Annotated in this window: 13 protein-coding genes; 8 read left to right on the forward strand and 5 right to left on the reverse strand. The window is 62.8% G+C overall.

Annotated elements, in window-relative coordinates:
- Positions 1–170 precede the first annotated feature (170 nt).
- The 6 genes from adk (at position 171) to GT753_RS00785 (ending at position 7,150) form a co-directional block, all read left to right on the forward strand.
- On the forward strand, positions 171–815 hold the full coding sequence (adk, locus tag GT753_RS00760) for an adenylate kinase (RefSeq protein ID WP_004940261.1): 645 nt from the start codon (positions 171–173) through the stop codon (positions 813–815).
- A 166-nt stretch (positions 816–981) separates the two neighbouring features.
- Entirely contained in the window at positions 982–2,115 is a 1,134-nt protein-coding gene (locus GT753_RS00765; RefSeq protein ID WP_021504663.1) for a sugar diacid recognition domain-containing protein, read from the forward strand.
- 119 nt (positions 2,116–2,234) lie between these two features.
- Positions 2,235–3,500 (forward strand): GntP family permease, encoded by a 1,266-nt coding sequence (locus GT753_RS00770; RefSeq protein ID WP_016928831.1) that lies wholly within the window; start codon positions 2,235–2,237, stop codon positions 3,498–3,500.
- A 9-nt stretch (positions 3,501–3,509) separates the two neighbouring features.
- Entirely contained in the window at positions 3,510–4,673 is a 1,164-nt protein-coding gene (locus GT753_RS00775; RefSeq protein WP_160125152.1) for a glycerate kinase, read from the forward strand.
- Positions 4,674–4,792: 119 nt separating this feature from the next.
- Complete coding sequence (gene hemH / locus GT753_RS00780) at positions 4,793–5,755, forward strand: ferrochelatase (protein WP_004940253.1); 963 nt, start codon at positions 4,793–4,795, stop codon at positions 5,753–5,755.
- A 90-nt stretch (positions 5,756–5,845) separates the two neighbouring features.
- Positions 5,846–7,150, forward strand: a complete 1,305-nt coding sequence (locus GT753_RS00785) for an inosine/guanosine kinase (protein ID WP_015376870.1) — start codon at positions 5,846–5,848, stop codon at positions 7,148–7,150.
- 54 nt (positions 7,151–7,204) lie between these two features.
- Here the strand turns inward: GT753_RS00785 and ybaL are convergent, their stop codons facing one another.
- The gene (gene ybaL / locus GT753_RS00790) at positions 7,205–8,896 is read right to left on the reverse strand and encodes a YbaL family putative K(+) efflux transporter (protein ID WP_033633981.1); all 1,692 of its coding nucleotides are present in this window, start codon (positions 8,894–8,896) and stop codon (positions 7,205–7,207) included.
- Between the two features lie 245 nt (positions 8,897–9,141).
- Complete coding sequence (locus GT753_RS00795; protein WP_004940244.1) at positions 9,142–10,362, reverse strand: MFS transporter; 1,221 nt, start codon at positions 10,360–10,362, stop codon at positions 9,142–9,144.
- Positions 10,363–10,540: 178 nt separating this feature from the next.
- Here GT753_RS00795 and ushA point away from each other — a divergent pair, with 178 nt between their 5' ends.
- Both ushA and dacB read left to right on the forward strand, forming a co-directional pair.
- Positions 10,541–12,193 (forward strand): bifunctional UDP-sugar hydrolase/5'-nucleotidase UshA, encoded by a 1,653-nt coding sequence (gene ushA / locus GT753_RS00800; protein ID WP_160125153.1) that lies wholly within the window; start codon positions 10,541–10,543, stop codon positions 12,191–12,193.
- Between the two features lie 148 nt (positions 12,194–12,341).
- The gene (gene dacB / locus GT753_RS00805) at positions 12,342–13,808 is read left to right on the forward strand and encodes a D-alanyl-D-alanine carboxypeptidase/D-alanyl-D-alanine-endopeptidase (protein WP_075685303.1); all 1,467 of its coding nucleotides are present in this window, start codon (positions 12,342–12,344) and stop codon (positions 13,806–13,808) included.
- A 10-nt stretch (positions 13,809–13,818) separates the two neighbouring features.
- On the opposite strand, the gene ybaK is transcribed toward dacB, so the two are convergent.
- The 3 genes from ybaK to copA form a co-directional block, all read right to left on the reverse strand.
- Positions 13,819–14,298, reverse strand: coding sequence for a Cys-tRNA(Pro)/Cys-tRNA(Cys) deacylase YbaK (ybaK, locus tag GT753_RS00810; RefSeq protein ID WP_004940240.1), 480 nt, complete (start codon positions 14,296–14,298; stop codon positions 13,819–13,821).
- 228 nt (positions 14,299–14,526) lie between these two features.
- Complete coding sequence (locus tag GT753_RS00815) at positions 14,527–15,333, reverse strand: TraB/GumN family protein (RefSeq protein ID WP_015376874.1); 807 nt, start codon at positions 15,331–15,333, stop codon at positions 14,527–14,529.
- A 133-nt stretch (positions 15,334–15,466) separates the two neighbouring features.
- Positions 15,467–18,178, reverse strand: coding sequence for a copper-exporting P-type ATPase CopA (gene copA, locus GT753_RS00820; protein WP_160125154.1), 2,712 nt, complete (start codon positions 18,176–18,178; stop codon positions 15,467–15,469).
- Positions 18,179–18,238: the final 60 nt, after the last annotated feature.

The following is an 18,238-nucleotide window of genomic DNA, read 5'->3' on the forward strand; positions in this document are numbered from 1 at the left end:
AGGGGCGCATTTTCGGTTTTTCCCCGCCTTTTCTCGCCTTTTGTTCGTCGGTTTTTTTGCACATTCCGCAATCGATTTCCTTCGCGCGCCTTGAGCCTGCCCCCCCTGAAATGGTATCGTTGAGCGTTTTCGCAATTTTATAAAAACTACATAGCAAGGGGATTTACGCAATGCGTATCATTCTGCTGGGCGCTCCGGGCGCTGGTAAAGGTACTCAGGCTCAATTCATCATGGAGAAATACGGCATTCCGCAAATCTCCACCGGTGATATGTTGCGCGCAGCCGTGAAGGCCGGCAGTGAACTGGGCAAGCAGGCGAAAGAGATCATGGACGCCGGCAAGCTGGTGACCGATGAGCTGGTGATCGCGCTGGTCAAAGAGCGCATCGCTCAGGAAGATTGCCGCAAGGGCTTCCTGCTGGACGGTTTCCCACGCACCATTCCGCAGGCTGACGCGATGAAAGAAGCCGGCATCAACGTGGACTTCGTGCTGGAGTTCGACGTGCCGGATGAGCTGATCGTTGACCGCATCGTTGGCCGCCGCGTGCACGCGCCATCCGGCCGCGTATACCACGTGAAATTCAATCCGCCGCAGGTGGAAGGCAAAGACGACGTGACCGGCGAAGAGCTGACCACGCGCAAGGACGATCAGGAAGAGACCGTGCGCAAGCGTCTGGTGGAATACCATCAGATGACCGCGCCGCTGATCTCTTACTACAGCAAAGAAGCGGCAGCGGGCAACACCCAATACCGCAAAATCGACGGCACCCGCAAGGTGGCCGAAGTGAGCGCAGAGCTGGCGACCATCCTCGGTTGATCGCAAGCGCATCGTGCATGACGCCGGGCCCGTGGCCCGGCGTTTTTTTTGGCCGTTTTGCCGTTAAATTGTGATCGCGGCGGCTTGTTGCAACCGTGCCCGTTAATCGCCCGCGCCAAATGGCGTATAACAAGCCTGCGTTTTCACCCTCAGCAGGGAGCCGGGCATGCTCAGACAAACCACTCTTCTGGCGGAAGCCACCGCGCGCCAGATCGTCCAGCGGGCGATGGGCATCATCAGCCATTCCGTCAACGTGATGGACAGCAACGGCGTGATCATCGCCTCCGGCAATCCGCAGCGTCTGTTTCAGCGCCATGAGGGCGCGGTGCTGGCGTTGGCGGAGAATCGGGTGGTGGAGATCGATCGCGCCACCGCCGAGCATCTGAAAGGGGTGCGGCCTGGCATCAACCTGCCGTTCAGCTTTCGTAATCAGCGAGTGGGGGTGATCGGCATTTCCGGCGAGCCGGCCGAGGTGCGCGCCTACGCCGAGCTGGTCAAGATGGCGGCGGAGATGATGGTGGAGCAGGCGGCGCTGCTGGATCAGCACCAGTGGGAAAAACGCTACCGGGAAGAGCTGGCGAATCAGCTGCTGCAGCCACAGCCGAACACCGCGTCGCTGGAAGCGATGGCGGCGTATCTGGGGTTGGATCTGCGCCAGGCGCGCATCGTGTGGATCGTCGAACTGCAAGAGGCGCAGCCGCACCTGCTGCGCGAGCTGTTGGCGGAGCTGGAGGCCACCCAGCGCGACGCGTTGATCGCCATTACCGGTTTTAATGAAATGACCCTGCTGCGCCCGGCCTGCATGGCTCAGGGCGAATGGAGTTTGAAGCTGGAGCGCCAACAGGCGCAGCGTCTGCAAAACCAGCTCAAGCACCGCTTTCGGGTGCGGCTGATCGTCGGCGGTTTCTACGACGATCCGCAAAGCGCCTACCGCTCCAGCCTGACGGCGCGCGCCACCCAGGCGATGGCGCAACGCCTGAAATTGCGTCACGCCACGCTGTTCTACCACGACTATCCGCTGCCGTCGCTGCTGTGCGATCTGGGAGAGGACTGGCGCGCGCAAGAGCTGGGGCGTCCCTGGCGAACGCTGGGCGAACAGGACGAAAAAGGCGTGCTGCGCAGCACGCTGCGCCACTATTTTTCGCAGAATTGTGATCAGACGCAGACCGCCGCGCAGCTGCATATTCACGTCAATACCCTGCGTTATCGCCTGCAGCGCATCGAAGCGATAACCGGCATGAAAATCAATCAATTAACCGATGCTCTGCGGTTGTATATCGGCATGCTGATGCACGACTGAATTGTGCCAACCCACAAATTCCGCGCCGTTCCCCCGGCGATTTTTTGTTGTTTTCCCTCAGGTCTGCGCCGGGCGCGCGCGATATGTTGGCCTGCACATCAACCACGGAGAAAACAACAATGACAACCGTATCCACTCTGGGGGCGCTGGTGGCGTTAGCCGTCGCCATCGTCCTGATTCTACGCAAGGTGCCGCCGGCTTACGGCATGATTGCCGGCGCGCTGGCGGGCGGGCTGTGCGGCGGCGCCGATCTGGTGCAGACCGTGACGCTGATGATCGGTGGGGCGCAGGGCATCACCAACGCCGTGATGCGCATTCTGGCGGCGGGGGTGCTGGCCGGGGTGCTGATCGAATCCGGCGCGGCGCACACCATCGCCGAAACCATCGTGCGCAAGGTGGGCGAAACCCGCGCACTGCTGGCGCTGGCGGTGGCTACACTGATCCTGACGGCGGTGGGGGTGTTTATCGACGTGGCGGTGATCACCGTCGCGCCGATCGCCCTGTCGATCGCCCAGAAGGCCGGCATTTCACGCGCGGCGATCCTGCTGGCGATGATCGGCGGCGGCAAGGCCGGCAACGTGATGTCGCCCAACCCGAACACCATCGCGGCGGCGGACAATTTCCACGTGCCGCTCACCTCGGTGATGATGGCCGGCATCGTGCCGGGGCTGTGCGGCCTGGTAGTGGCCTATCTGCTGGCGCGCCGCCTGAGCGATAAAGGCAGCAGGGTGATGGCCGAAGAGCTGACTCAGCATGCCGAAGGGGCGCGGCCGGGCTTCGCGGCGGCGATCAGCGCGCCGCTGGTGGCGATCCTGCTGCTGTCGCTGCGGCCGATCGCCGGGATCGCCGTCGATCCGCTGATCGCGTTGCCGGCCGGCGGTTTGGCGGGCGCGCTGTTGATGGGGCGTATTCGCCAGTGCAATCAGTTCATGGTCTCCGGCCTGTCGCGCATGGCGCCGGTGGCGATCATGCTGCTCGGCACCGGCACATTGGCGGGCATCATCGCCAACTCGGCGCTGAAGGATGTCCTGATTAACGGCTTAACGCACACCGGGCTGCCGGCCTGGTTGCTGGCGCCGCTGTCCGGCGCGCTGATGTCGATGGCGACCGCGTCGACCACCGCCGGCACCGCCGTCGCCTCCGGGGTGTTCAGCTCCACGCTGCTGGAACTGGGGGTGAGCGGGCTGGCCGGCGCGGCGATGATCCACGCGGGCGCCACGGTGCTGGATCACCTGCCGCACGGCAGCTTCTTCCACGCCACCGGCGGCAGCGTCAATATGGCGGTGCACGAGCGGCTCAAGCTGCTGCCGTATGAGACGCTGGTGGGGTTCACCATCGCGGCAATCTCGGCGCTGATGTTTGGCGTATTTAACCTGGCGGGATAAGGAACAGTGATGAAAACGCTGAAAAAAGTGGTTATTGCCCCGGATTCTTTCAAAGAGAGCCTGAGCGCGCTCGGCGTCGCCGACGCCATCGAGCGGGGATTCCGCCAAATCTACCCGCAGGCGCACTACGTGAAGTTGCCGATGGCGGATGGCGGTGAAGGCACGGTGGAGTCGATGGTGGCGGCCACCGGCGGCGAGATCGTCCAGGTGACGGTCACCGGGCCGCTGGGGGAGCCGGTGCAGGGATTCTATGGCCTGCTGGGCGATGGCGAAACCGCGGTGATTGAAATGGCCGCCGCCTCCGGGCTGCATCTGGCGCCGCCCGGCCGGCGCGATCCGCGCATCACCACCAGTTACGGCACCGGCGAACTGATGTTGGCGGCGCTGGAACGCGGCGTGAAGGCGATCATTCTCGGCATTGGCGGCAGCGCCACCAACGACGGCGGCGCCGGGATGATGCAGGCACTGGGCGTTAAATTGCTGGATAAGGATCGTCGCCCGCTGCCGGTGGGCGGCGCGGCGCTGGCGCAGCTGGCGCACCTCGATCTCGCCGGGCTGGACGCGCGCTGGCAACGGGTGAGCGTGACCGCCGCCTGCGACGTCGATAACCCGCTGTGCGGCGAAAAGGGCGCCTCGGCGGTGTTCGGGCCGCAGAAGGGGGCGACGCCGGAGATGGTGGCGCAGCTCGATGCGGCGCTGCACCACTACGGCGAGCTGCTGGAACGGGAAACTGGCCGCGCCGTGCTCACCCAGCCGGGCGCGGGGGCGGCGGGCGGCATGGGGGCGGCGCTGCTCGGCATGCTCAGCGCGCGCTTGCGGCCGGGCATCGAGATTGTCACTGAAACCTTGCGCCTGGATGAGGCGGTGCGCGATGCCGATCTGGTGATCACCGGCGAAGGGCGGCTGGACAGCCAGTCGATTCACGGCAAAACGCCGATTGGCGTGGCGCGGGTGGCCAAGCGCCACGGCGTGCCGGTGATCGCCATCGCCGGCAGCCTGACGCCGGATTATTCGGTGGTGCATCAGCACGGCATCGATGCGGCGTTTTCGGTGCTCGATCGCATTGTGACGCTGGAAGAAGCGCTGGCGGACGCCGATCGCAATCTGCAGGTGACGGCGCGCAACGTGGCGGCGGTATGGCAGCTGGCGCAGGGAAGAAGCCCACAGGCATAGCCTGTTGCTGTTATCGGTTTCGATGCAGGACTTTTCCGTTACAATAGCCGGCATTAATGGCTGCTGACATCCCGACCCAGAACGGAATGCCGGCCGGAAAGGAAATGAGGGGAACTGAGATGAAGCAAGAGAAACACGGCGTATTGCTGGTGAACCTGGGCACGCCAGATGCGCCGACCTCGTCGGCGGTCAAACGCTATCTGAAGGAATTCCTCAGTGACGATCGCGTGGTCGACACGGCGCCGCTGATCTGGTGGCCGATCCTCAACGGCGCGATCTTGCCGATCCGTTCGCCGCGCGTGGCGAAACTCTATCAGTCGGTGTGGATGGAAGAGGGCTCGCCACTGCTGGTGTACAGCCGCCGCCAACAGCGGGCGCTGGCGGCGCGCATGCCGAATACGCCGGTGGAGCTGGGCATGAGCTACGGTTCGCCAAGCCTGGCGGAAGCCATCGACAAGCTGCTGGCGCAGGGCGTGACTAACCTGGTGGTGTTGCCGCTCTATCCGCAATATTCCTGTTCCACCAGCGCGGCGGTATGGGATGGCGTGGCGCGGGTGCTGAAAGGCTATCGCCGCTTGCCTTCTGTGGCCTTCATTCGCGATTACGCCGAACACCCGGCCTATATCGCCGCGCTGCAGCAAAGCGTGGAGCGCTCGTTCGCCGAGCACGGCCAGCCGGACCGGCTGGTGTTGTCGTTCCACGGCATCCCCAAGCGCTATGCGCGTCTGGGCGACGACTATCCGCAGCGCTGCGAGGATACGCTGCGCGCGCTGAGCGCCACGCTGCCGCTGGCGCCGGAGCGGGTGATGATGACGTACCAATCGCGCTTCGGCCGCGAGCCGTGGCTGACGCCGTACACCGATGAAACCCTGAAGGGGTTGCCGGCGCAGGGCGTGAAGCACATTCAACTGATTTGCCCCGGCTTCTCGGCTGACTGCCTGGAAACGCTGGAAGAGATCAAAGAGCAGAACCGCGAGATCTTCCTTAAGGCCGGCGGCGAGAAGTTTGAATATATCTCGGCGTTGAACGACGAGCCGGCGCATATCGACATGATGCAGCAGCTGGTGGCGCAGCGTCTGTAATCATCCATAATCTGTCTATTAGGTGCATCGTGATCGGGCGGGGATGTGTTAACATTCTCCGCTTGTTAAACCGTCACCACCGCCAATCACATGAAATTTCCTGGTAAACGCAAGTCCAAACACTATTTTCCGGTGAGCGCGCGCGATCCGCTTCTGCAGCAGGCCCAGCCCGAAAATGAAATCAGCACCTCGTATATTGTCGGCATCGACCAGACGCTGGTGGATATCGAGGCAAAAGTGGACGATGCTTTTGTCCAGCGTTACGGCCTGAGCCTGGGCCACTCTTTGGTGATCGAAGACGACGTCGCCGAGGCGCTGTATCAGGAACTGAATGAAAACAACCTGGTCACCCATCAGTTCGCCGGCGGCACCATCGGCAATACCATGCACAACTATTCGGTGCTGGCGGACGATCGTTCGGTGCTGCTCGGCGTGATGTGCAGCAACGTGAAAATCGGCAGCTACGCCTACCGTTATCTGTGCAATACCTCCAGCCGCACCGATCTTAACTATTTGCAGGGCGTTGATGGCGCCATCGGCCGCTGTTTCACGCTGATCGGCGAAAGCGGCGAGCGCACCTTCGCCATCAACCCCGGCCAGATGAACCAGCTGCGCCCGGAAAGCATTCCTGAAGAGGTGATCGCCGGCGCGTCGGCGCTGGTGCTGAGTTCTTACCTGGTGCGCTGCAAGGAAGGGGAGCCGATAAAGGACGCTACCCTGCAGGCGATCGAGTACGCCAAAAAACACGATGTGCCGGTGGTGCTGACCCTGGGCACCAAGTACGTCATTGCCGACAACCCGCAGTGGTGGCGCGACTTCCTGAAGGAAAATGTGACGATTCTGGCGATGAACGAAGACGAAGCGCTGGAGCTGACCGGGCTGAGCGATCCGCTGACCGCCTCGGACATGGCGCTGGAGTGGGTGGATCTGGTGCTGTGCACCGCCGGGCCGAATGGCCTGTATATGGCGGGCTACACCGAAGAAGCCAATAAGCGCCAGACCCAGCACCCGCTGCTGCCGGGGCATATCGCCGAGTTCAACCGCTACGAGTTCAGCCGCGCCATGCGCCGCGAGCACTGTGAAAATCCGCTGCGCGTTTATTCGCATATCGCGCCGTATATGGGCGGGCCGGAGAAGATCATGAACACCAACGGCGCCGGCGACGGCGCGCTGTCGGCGTTGCTGCACGATATCGCCGCCAACGGCTATCACCGCCACAACGTGCCGAACTCCAGCAAGCATGTGCGCAGTTACCTGACCTACTCCTCCCTGGCGCAGGTGTGCAAATACGCCAACCGCGTCAGCTACCAGGTGTTGAACCAGCATTCGCCGCGCCTCACGCGCGGCCTGCCGGAGCGGGAAGACAGCCTGGAAGAGTCCTACTGGGAGCGTTAACCCGCTGAAAAAGAAAAGGTCCGGCATGCCGGACCTTTTTTTATGCGCGGTGCCTCAGATCGGGCAGCCGCCCATTTTTTCTTCTTCGCTCAGGGTGTCCAGCTGCAGGATGTTCAGCATGCTGTTGGCGATCTCGCGTTCGCCCATGACCACCTGATTGGCGCCGCGATCGGTGATGTAGGCCACTTCATCGTCGTAGTGGGCGCGGGCGATGATCTCGATGTTCGGCCGCTTGGTGCGCGCCGAGGCGACGATCTCGCCGGCCTCATAGCCGTTGGGGATGGTCAGCAGAAGCCAGCGCGCGCAGTCGAGCCTAGCCAGATCCATCACTTCCGGATTGGCGGCGTTGCCCAGCACCGTCTTGATACCCTGTTCGCGCAACGCTTCCACCCGCGGGCGTGAATTCTCGATCACCACCAGCGGAATCCCCGCCTCGGCCAGTTTGCCGCCCAGCAGGCTGCCGACGCGGCCGTAGCCGACCACCAGCGCGTGATTGCACATATCCACCGGGATCTGTTTCTCTTCTTCCACCGCCTCTTCGAGGATTTGCTCTTCGATGGTTTCGGTTTTGGCCAGATAGCGTTCCAGCAGGGTGAACAACAGCGGGTTGAGCATGATGGACAGAATGGCGCCGGCCAGCACCAGATTGCGGCCGTGCTCCGACATCATGCCGAGCGCGATGCCGAGGCCCGCCAAAATAAAGGCGAACTCGCCGATCTGTGCCAGGCTGGCGGAAATGGTCAGCGCGGTGCGCTTGGAGTGACCGAACATTTTCACCAGCAGGAACGCGGCGGCGGATTTGCCGAACACGATGATCGCCAGCGTCGCCAGCACCGCCAGCGGTTCGTTAATCACGATCATCGGATCGAACAGCATGCCGACCGAGACGAAGAACAGCACCGCGAACGCGTCGCGCAGCGGCAGGGTGTCGTGCGCTGCGCGGTGGCTCAGCTCGGACTCGTTCAGCACCATGCCGGCGAAGAAGGCGCCCAGCGCAAAGGAGACGTCGAACAGCTTCACCGCGCCGTAGGCGATGCCGAGCGCCAGCGCCAATACCGCCAGGGTGAACAGCTCGCGCGAGCCGGTGCTGGCGGTTTTCGACAGGATCCACGGCACCAGGCGGCGGCCGACCACGATCATCAGCGCGATGAAGGCGATGACTTTACCGATGGTCAGCGCCAGCTCCATCAGCAGCTGGCTGCTGCTGGCGTTGTCATTGCCCAGCATATTGCCGAAGGCCGGCAACAATACCAGCGTCAGCACCATCGCCAAATCTTCGACGATCAGCCAGCCGATGGCGATTTGCCCGCGCTGGCTGTCGATCAGTTGCCGTTCCTCCAGGGCGCGCAGCAGCACCACGGTGCTGGCGGTGGAGAGGCAGAGGCCGAACACCAGACCGGAGATCAGATCCCAGCCGAGCAGCTTGGACAGCCCCATGCCGAGCAGGGTAGCGACGGCTATCTGCGCCACGGCGCCGGGAATGGCGATAGATTTTACTGCGAGGAGGTCTTTCAAAGAGAAGTGCAGGCCAACACCGAACATCAACAGGATAACGCCGATTTCCGCCAGTTCCGGCGCCAGTGAGGTGTCGGCGACGAAACCGGGGGTGAACGGGCCGGCGAGCACCCCTGCGGCCAGATACCCCACCAGAGGGGAGATGCGCAGGCGGTTCGCCAGCATGCCGAGGAGGAAGGCGAGTACTAACCCTCCGACGATGGTGGTGATGAGCGGTGTTGAATTATGCATCCATACTCCTTCTGGCTATGCATCGCGGCACGGGAGAAACGCAACAAAGTTACGAAAAGATACATTTAGTTTATTGCATTTGTTCGCGGCTTGCTTGGCTAATTTGGCCTTTTTTGTAAAAAAGCAGAGGATTTCACTTAAGGCATGGCAATGAGGGGGTTTTGTGGCAGATAAACCAAATAATATTGATTTATCCGTAGGATAACCCGGATGAATAAATAATTTCATCCGGGCAGACAGCGGGGTTATTGCGCTTTATGCTCCATATTGGGCAGTAGCGCGGTAATAATGCCGATCAGTGGCAGGAAAGCACAGATTTGGTAGACCAGTTCGATACTGGTCAAATCGGCGACATAACCAAGAACTGCCGCACCTAACCCGCCCATACCGAAAGCAAAACCGAAGAATAAGCCGGAAACCATGCCCACTTTACCGGGGATCAGCTCCTGAGCGTAGACCAGAATGGCGGAGAACGCCGAGGCGAGAATAACCCCGATGATCACCGTCAAAATGCCGGTCCAATAGAGGGATGCATAGGGTAAAACAAGGGTAAATGGTGCAGCGCCGAGAATAGAGCCCCAAATCACGTATTTACGCCCTATCTTGTCGCCAAGAGGCCCGCCGATAATGGTGCCTGCTGCTACCGCAAACAGGAAGGCGAACAGGTGAATTTGGGCATTCTGCACCGAAACACCGAACTTATGTATCAGATAAAAGGTGTAATAGCTGCTGATGCTGGCCAGATAGAAGTATTTGGAGAAAATCAGCACCAGCAGGATGCCCAGCGAGTAGGCCACGGTACGTTTTGGCAGCGGTTTCAGCAGCGACGGGCTTTTCGGCTGCCCTTTAGTTGCCCGATGCTGATGTTGATACCACTTGCTGACCTGCAGCAACACCACGATCGCCAGCAGTGCCGCCAGTGAGAACCAGGCGACGTTGCCCTTGCCGTAAGGCGCGATGATCAGCGCCGCCAGCAGCGGGCCGAGCGAGCTGCCGAAGTTGCCGCCGACCTGGAACAGCGACTGCGCCAGGCCGTGCCGCCCGCCGGAGGCCATGCGCGCCACGCGCGAGGATTCCGGGTGGAAGACCGATGAGCCGGTGCCCACCAGCGCCGCCGCCAGCAGCACCAGCGGGAAGGTGCTCGCCACCGACAGCAGCAGCAGGCCGGACAGGGTAAAGCCCATGCCGATCGGCAGCGAGTAAGGCTGCGGGTGTTTATCGGTGTAATAGCCGATCAGCGGTTGCAGCAGCGAAGCCGTTAGCTGATAGGTCAGGGTAATCATGCCGATCTGCACGAAGCTGAGGTGGAAATCGGCTTGCAGGATCGGGTAAATCGCCAGGATCAGCGACTGGATCATATCGTTGAGCAGGTGAGACACGCTGATGGCGCCAAGGATGGAGAAGGCGGTGCCTTTCACCGCACTGCCTTTGGCGGGCGGTATCGCGCTTTGGCTACTGTCGGTCATATTATTATTAGCCTGGTAAGTTGTTGAGCACAGAGATGACATCTTAGGCAGGACGTTCAATTTTTACCATATCTGAAATAATCAGACTCACATCGCAAAAAATTGAAATCAGCTGTCATTAATTCGCGCTACAATTTCGGCCTCATCATAAAAGCCATTTAATACACGGAGATCCGCCATGCGTTTTTCGCTGAAAACCACCGCATGCGCGTTGGCCGTTTCCCTGACGTTGCTGTCGGGGGCCGCCAGTGCCTGGGAAAAGGATAAGACCTACGCCATCACCATTCTGCACACCAACGATCATCACGGTCACTTCTGGCAGAACGATCACGGCGAATATGGCCTGGGCGCGCAGAAAACGCTGGTGGACGGCATTCGTCAGGAAGTGGCGGCGCAGGGTGGCAGCCTGCTGTTGTTGTCCGGCGGCGATATCAATACCGGCGTGCCGGAATCGGATCTGCAGGACGCCGAGCCGGACTTCCGCGGCATGAACCTGGTGGGTTACGACGCGATGGCGATCGGTAACCACGAATTCGACAACCCGCTGAGCGTGCTGCGCCAGCAAGAGAAGTGGGCGACCTTCCCGCTGCTGTCCGCCAACATCTACCAGAAAAGCACCGGCCAGCGCCTGTTCAAGCCTTACGCCCTGTTCGACAAGCAGGGCATCAAGATCGCGGTGATCGGCCTGACGACCGACGATACCGCCAAGATAGGCAACCCGGAGTACTTCACCGACATGGAGTTCCGCGTGCCGGCGCAGGAGGCGAAGCAGGTGGTGGAGCAACTGCGTAAGGACGAGAAGCCGGACGTGATTATCGCCGCCACCCACATGGGGCACTATGACAACGGCGAACACGGCTCTAACGCGCCGGGCGACGTAGAGATGGCGCGCAGCCTGCCGGCCGGATATCTCGACATGATCGTCGGCGGCCACTCGCAGGATCCGGTGTGCATGGCCGGCGACAACCGCAAACAGGCGGATTATGTGCCGGGCACGCCGTGCTCGCCGGATCGCCAGAACGGCACCTGGATCGTGCAGGCGCACGAGTGGGGCAAATACGTGGGGCGCGCCGATTTCGAATTCCGCAACGGCGAGCTGAAGCTGGTGCATTATCAGCTGATCCCGGTGAACCTGAAGAAGAAAGTGGAGAAAGCGGACGGCACCAGCGAGCGGGTGTACTACACCCGGCAGATTGCGGAAGATCCGGCCATGATGAAGCTGCTGACGCCGTTCCAGGATAAGGGCAAGGCGCAGCTGGAAGTGAAGATCGGCAGCGTCAACGGCAAGCTTGAAGGCGACCGCAGCAAGGTGCGCTTCGTGCAGACCAACCTGGCGCGGGTGATGCTGGCCGCGCAGAGGGAGCGCGCCGACGCCGACTTCGCCGTGATGAGCGGCGGCGGGGTGCGCGATTCGATTGAAAGCGGTGATATCACCTACAAGAATGTGCTCAAGGTGCAGCCGTTCGGCAACACCCTGGTGCATGTCGATATGAAAGGCAGCGAGGTTGAGGAGTATCTGGCGGTGGTGGCCAACATGAAGCCGGATTCTGGCGCCTACGCCCAGTTCGCCAACGTCAGCCTGGTGGCGGACGGCAAGGGCGTCAGCGAGGTGAAGATCAACGGCCAGCCGCTGCAGGCGGATAAAACTTACCGCATGGCGACGCTGAACTTCAACGCGCTGGGCGGCGACGGCTATCCGAAGCTGGACGGGCTGCCGAGCTACGTCAACACCGGCTTTATCGACGCCGAGGTGCTGAAGCAATACATCGAGAAACACTCGCCGCTGGATGCGGCGGCTTACGAACCGAAGGGCGAAATCGTGTATCGCTAATCGCCACCGCAGCGGCCTGCCCCATGGGCGGGCCGCCTGTTTTCCCGCCGAAAACCCCGCCCCAAACGCATGCAAAAGTCGCCGCCGCCGCCTTCCAATGATAGCCTGAGCGACAATTTGGTTTTGATAACGCAAATAGGAAGATGACATGTTGAAAACCGCAGGCTGGCTGCTGCCCGCCATCGTGGCGCTGGCGGGGTGTTCGTCATCCGGCCAACGTCACGAACAAACCCTCAGCCAGGCGCTGGCGGCCATCGGCCAGGACAAGGCGCTGGTTGGGGCGTCGAGCGGCGTGATGGTGCGCGATGCCGAGAGTGGCAAGGTGCTGTATCAGGCGCACGCGGATCAGCGTTTGGCGCCGGCTTCCAACATGAAGATGTTCACCTCTCTGGCGGCGTTCGGCGTGCTGGGGGCCGATTACCGCTTTGAAACCCGGCTGTTGACCGCCGGTAAACAGCGCGGCGACACCCTGCAAGGGGATCTCTATCTGCAGGGCAGCGGTGACCCGACGCTGCATCCGGACGATCTCGACACCTTCGCCGCAGCGCTGGCACAGCGCGGCATCCGTCATATACAGGGGCGGTTGTTGCTGGATGCCGGCGCCTTCGATCAGACGCCTTTCGGCGCCGGTTGGAGCTGGGACGATGAACCTTTCGCCTTCGCTGCGCCGATCTCGGCGCTGAACTACGCCTTTACTCCCGGCGGCGATATCAACGTGGTGCAGGTGGCGGTGCGGCCGGGCGCCCGCGCCGGCGCGCCGGGACGGGTGAGCTTCTATCCCGCCAATGACGCGGTGACGCTGGTCAACCGCACCACCACCGGTAGTGACACCGCGCTGACGTACGAGCGCCGGCCGGGCAGCAACCGGATCGTGGTCAGCGGCACCATCGCCGCGCAGGCGGAGGCCAGCTCGCGATTGATTACCGTCGATCAACCGTCCCTTGTCGTCGGCGCTTTATTGCAACATGCTCTGCGCGCGCACGGCATCACCCTGCGCGGCAAGGTTGAAGAGGGCGTGACGCCGGCCGGCGCACAGCTGCTGGCGGAAAAAACCTCGCCGCCGCTCTCCCGCCTGGTCGTCACCTTCCTGAAAGTCTCCAATAACGGCTACGGCGAGATATTGACCAAGGCGATGGGCCGCAAGACGCAGGGTAAAGGGGATTGGGCCGCCGGCCTTCAGGCGATAAACGGATTTGTGCAAAGCCAGGGCGTCGCGGCCGACGCGTATCGCCAGGTGGACGGTTCCGGGCTGTCGCGCATGAACCAGATCACGCCGCAACAGCTGACGACGCTGCTGCTGGCGGCCAGAAAACAGCCGTGGTTTGCCGACTGGTATCACGCCTTGCCCGTCGCGGGCGAGCCGGGGTTGCTGGTGGGCGGCACGCTGCAAAGCCGCATGGTGAACAGCGCGGCGGCGGGGCGCGCCCACGCCAAGAGCGGTTCCATGACCGGCGTATCGTCGCTCAGCGGCTATGTCGATTCGGCGACCGGGCGGCCGCTGGCATTCGCCATCATCAGCAATAACTATCTGGTGCCCGGCGCGCAGGTGAAGGCGCTGGAGGACCGCCTGGTGGAGACGCTGGCGGCCTGTGACGCCACGGTGGTGTGCCGCTGAGCGCGCGGCGTCAGTCGCGTTTGGCGATGTCGGCGAAGCTGCCGGCCAGCAGGCGGCACAGATCGGCGGCGGCCAGTTCGATGTCCAGCCCGCGTTTGCCGCCGGAAACGTAGATGGTAGCGAACGCTTGCGCCGGGCTGTCGATCACCGTCGGCAGCCGTTTTTTCTGCCCCAGCGGGCTGATGCCGCCCACCAGATAACCGGTGACGCGCTGCGCCAACTGCGGATCGGCCATCTCGGCCTTTTTGGCGCCGAGCGCGCGGGCGACCTTCTTCAGGTCCAACTGGGTCGCGACCGGGGTGACTGCCACCGCCAGGTGTTTGGCGTCGCCGTTCAGCGCCACCAGCAAGGTTTTGTAAACCCGATCGGCATCCAGCCCCAGCTTTCTCACCGCCTCGTCGCCGAAGTTGGTTTCGTCGCTGTCGTGGTGATAAGGATGGAGGGTGAAGGCGACCTTTTGTTTCTCAAGCAGAACGACTGCGGGCGTCATGATGTGTTGTCCAAAATGTCCCCGGCGGGGAAAGGGTGATAACCAGCCTTAAAAATACAAAAATCCAACCTGCCCGGCAACCTGAGCGGCTGTTACATAAAGCGGGTTGCCAAGATATTCACCGGGTTGCTACCCTGTTTACTGTAACCGTTAACACGGTTGCTATGCGTATAACTAGAATACAAGAAATTCCTCTTTGACTGGCCAATAGCGATATTGGCCTCTTTTTTACCCCTGCGGCTGCAGCATCGCCGGCAGGTTATCCTCGCCGTACAGGTGCAATGCGCCAACCGCCACCACATAGTCACCGGCAGGCAGCGCCTCCAGCTGATGCCGCCAGTCGCGATTGCGCTGATGCATCAGCACGTCATACAGCCCGGCGCTGAAGGTGGCGGGCAGCGTGTCCAGCGTACCGCGCGGTTTGGCGTCCAGCCACCAGCTCACCATGGTTTGCAGCAGCCGCGCGTTGGTATGCCAGTGCTCCAGCGTATCGCGCAGCAGCGCAATGCCGCCCTCCGGCAATTGTTCCAGCATCGCCAGCTGCTGCTGCGCGCCTTCCAGCTCGATCACCGGTTTGTCCTGCGCCCGGGCGGCCTGCAGCAGCTGATAGTCCACGCCATATTCCGCGCGCAGCCCCAAACGCTGAGCCTGGCGCGCCTGCATCATCAGCGCCACCTGCCAGCCGGGCAGGGTAGCGAAGGCGTGCGGGTCGGCGCCCAGCTCATGGCACAGCGCCAGCAACCGTTGATATTCTTCGGCGGACAGGCGCTGTTCCAGCTCCGGCTGCAGCTCGGCGTGGTCGAAAGGGGAGGCGGAGTCGGTGATATCGGCTTCGACGATCAGCGCGTCGGCCTGCTGCAGCCGGGCGGCCAGCCGGGGCGGCAACGGCGACATATCGACGGTGCCCATATGGATGCTGCCCACCAGATGCAGCCGACGATCGCCAGGCAGGGTGATGTCCAACGCCGGATAAGCGTAACGCTTGGGCGAGATCAGGCCGAGAAAGGCGGCGAGGCGGCGTAACAGTTGACCCATACGGCGTGGCTCCTGAATAACGGGTGCGCGTTTCAGCATGAAAGGCGAGGGGAAATCGTTATTCATGCTAAACGCTATCCGCCGCGCAGGAAAGCCCGGAAAACAGCGGGGCGCCATGACGGCGCCCCGGCGATCACTTCTGCGGTTTAAAACGCAGCAACCGGTTGGCGTTGCTGACCACGGTAATGGACGACAGCGCCATCGCCGCGCCCGCCACCACCGGGCTGAGCAGCGTGCCGGTCAGCGGGTAGAGCACGCCGGCGGCGATCGGAATGCCCAGCGTATTGTAGATAAAGGCGCCGAACAGGTTCTGCTTCATGTTGCGCAGCGTGGCCTTCGACAGCTCCACCGCATCCGCTACGCCGTGCAGGCTGTGGCGCATCAGGGTGATGGCGGCGGTCTCGATGGCGATGTCGCTGCCGCCGCCCATCGCGATGCCCACGTCGGCCTGCGCCAGCGCCGGGGCGTCGTTGATGCCGTCGCCGACCATCGCCACGCGCTGGCCCTGCGCCTGCAACTGTTTGATCGCCGCCGCTTTGCCGTCCGGCAGCACGCCGGCAATCACCCGATCGATACCGGCCTCTTTGGCGATGGCGTTGGCGGTTACCGGGTTGTCGCCGGTCAGCATCACCAACTGATACCCCTGCTGGTGCAGGCGCTGCAGCGCCGCGACGCTGTCCTCGCGCAGCGGATCGCGAATGGCGAACAGCGCGGCCGGTTTACCGTCCACGGCCAGCAGCACCGGCGTTACGCCGCGTTCGGCCTGGGCGCGCATCGGCGCATCCAGTTCGGCGGTCGCGACCTGATGCTGTTCCAGCAGCGCGGCGTTGCCCAGCAGCACCTGCACGCCGTTGATCTCCCCGCTGACGCCGGCGCCGCGCAGGGTGCGGAACTGCGCGACCTGCGGCAGCGTTTGCCCGGCGGCGCGTTCCATGATGGCGCGCGCCAGCGGGTGGTTGGAGCCTTGTTCCAGCGCGGCGGCCCAGCCGATCGCCTGCTGTTCGCTGACCTGATTGAAGGTCAGGATCTCCACCACCTGCGGTTTCCCTTCGGTCAGGGTGCCGGTTTTGTCGAACACCAGGGTGTCCAGTTGGCTGGCCTGCTGCAGGGCGTCGGCGTCGCGCACCAGCACGCCGAACTCCGCCGCGCGGCCGACGCCGGAGATGATCGACATCGGCGTCGCCAGACCCAATGCGCACGGGCAGGCGATGATCAGCACCGTGGTGGCGATCACCAGCGTATAGACCAGCTGCGGTTGCGGGCCAAAGAAGTACCATATCGCCGCGCTGAACAGGGCGATAGCCACTACCGCTGGCACGAACACCGCCGAGACGCGGTCAGCCAGTTGGCCAATCGCCGGTTTGCTGCTCTGCGCCTGACGCACCAGTTTGATGATGCGCGCCAGCGTGGTTTGGCTGCCGATGGCGGCGGCGCGGAACAGCACGCTGCCGTCGTCGACCACCGTCCCGGCATGTACCGTATCGCCGGCGCCTTTCTGCTGCGGCACCGCTTCGCCGGTCAGCATCGCTTCATCGAGCCAGACTTCGCCCTGTACGATTTCACCGTCGACCGGCACGCGATCGCCGGTAGTCAGCCGCAGCGTCATGCCGAGCTGCACCTCCGCCAGCGGGATATCGCGCTCACCGTCGTCGGTCACCAGCCGGGCGGTGGGCGGCGTCAGATCCAGCAGCCGCTCCAGCGCCTGTGAAGAACGCTGGCGAGCGCGCTGCTCCAGCGCATGGCCGAGGTTGATCAAACCGATGATCATCGCGCTGGCCTCGTAATAGAGGTGGCGCGCCGCCATCGGGAAGAAATCGGGCCAAACGTTGACGGCGATCGAGTAAAGCCAGGCGGCGCCGGTGCCGAGCGCCACCAGAGTATCCATGGTGGCGCTGCCGTTCATCAGCGCGCGCCAGGCGTTGCGGTAGAAGTGTCCGCCGGCGAACACCATCACCGCCAGGGTGATGACGCCGACCAGCAGCCAGGGGCGCTGGGTTTCCGGCGTCAGCGTCATGCTGCCGCCGAACAGCCCCCAGGCCATCAGCGGGATCCCCAGCGCCAGACCGAGCGCCGCCTGCCAGCTAAAGCGCTTCATGTTGGCGCGAGCGGTCTGCTGCTGGCGTTCGCGACGTTCGGTTTCGTCCTGGATCATCTCGGCGCCGTAGCCGGCTTTTTCCACCGCCGCCACCAGCGCTTGCGCATCGGCGGCGCCGGTCACCAGCGCGCTGCGCTCCGCCAGGTTGACGCGGGCGTGCTCCACGCCGGGGACGCTTTGCAGCGCCTGCTGCACTTTATTGACGCAGCTGGCGCAGGTCATGCCGCTGAGCAGCAGCTGTACGCTGTCGTCCGCGCTGTCGGTTGCCGGAAGGGAAGGTTGCGCCGCTGGCTGAACGTCCGGCAACGAAGGTGTTGCGTCAGTCAACGGCTCAGTTTTTGGGACGACGGCACCCGCCACGCTGGCGTGATAACCGGCGTGTTCTACTGCGGCGATCAGCGCCTGCGGATCGGCATCGCCGTACACTTTCGCGCTGTCGATCTCGACCTCGGCGGCGAACACGCCCGGCACCGCTTCCAGCGCCTTGCGGGTGGTGCCGACGCAGTGCATGCAGCTCAGGCCGGTCAGCTGCAGTTCGGTATCGGCGTGCGGCGCGACTTCGGCCTGATAACCGGCGGCGATCACGCTGTCGATCAATGCGCTGTCCGGCGCTTCGCCGGTCACTTTGGCGTATTGGACGTTAACCTCGGCCTGTTCGACATCGCTGCGACTTTCCAGGGCTTTTTTCACCCGCTGCGCGCAGTTCATGCAGGACAGCCCCTGCAATGCCAGCATAGTGGTGTGTGACATGATTGGACTCCTTGCTTAAGGGCGGTGTTTAAAGGTTAACCGCCTGACCTGTTTTCACTA

This window comes from Serratia sp. Z4, from assembly GCF_009900725.1.
Lineage (GTDB): Bacteria > Pseudomonadota > Gammaproteobacteria > Enterobacterales > Enterobacteriaceae > Serratia > Serratia nematodiphila.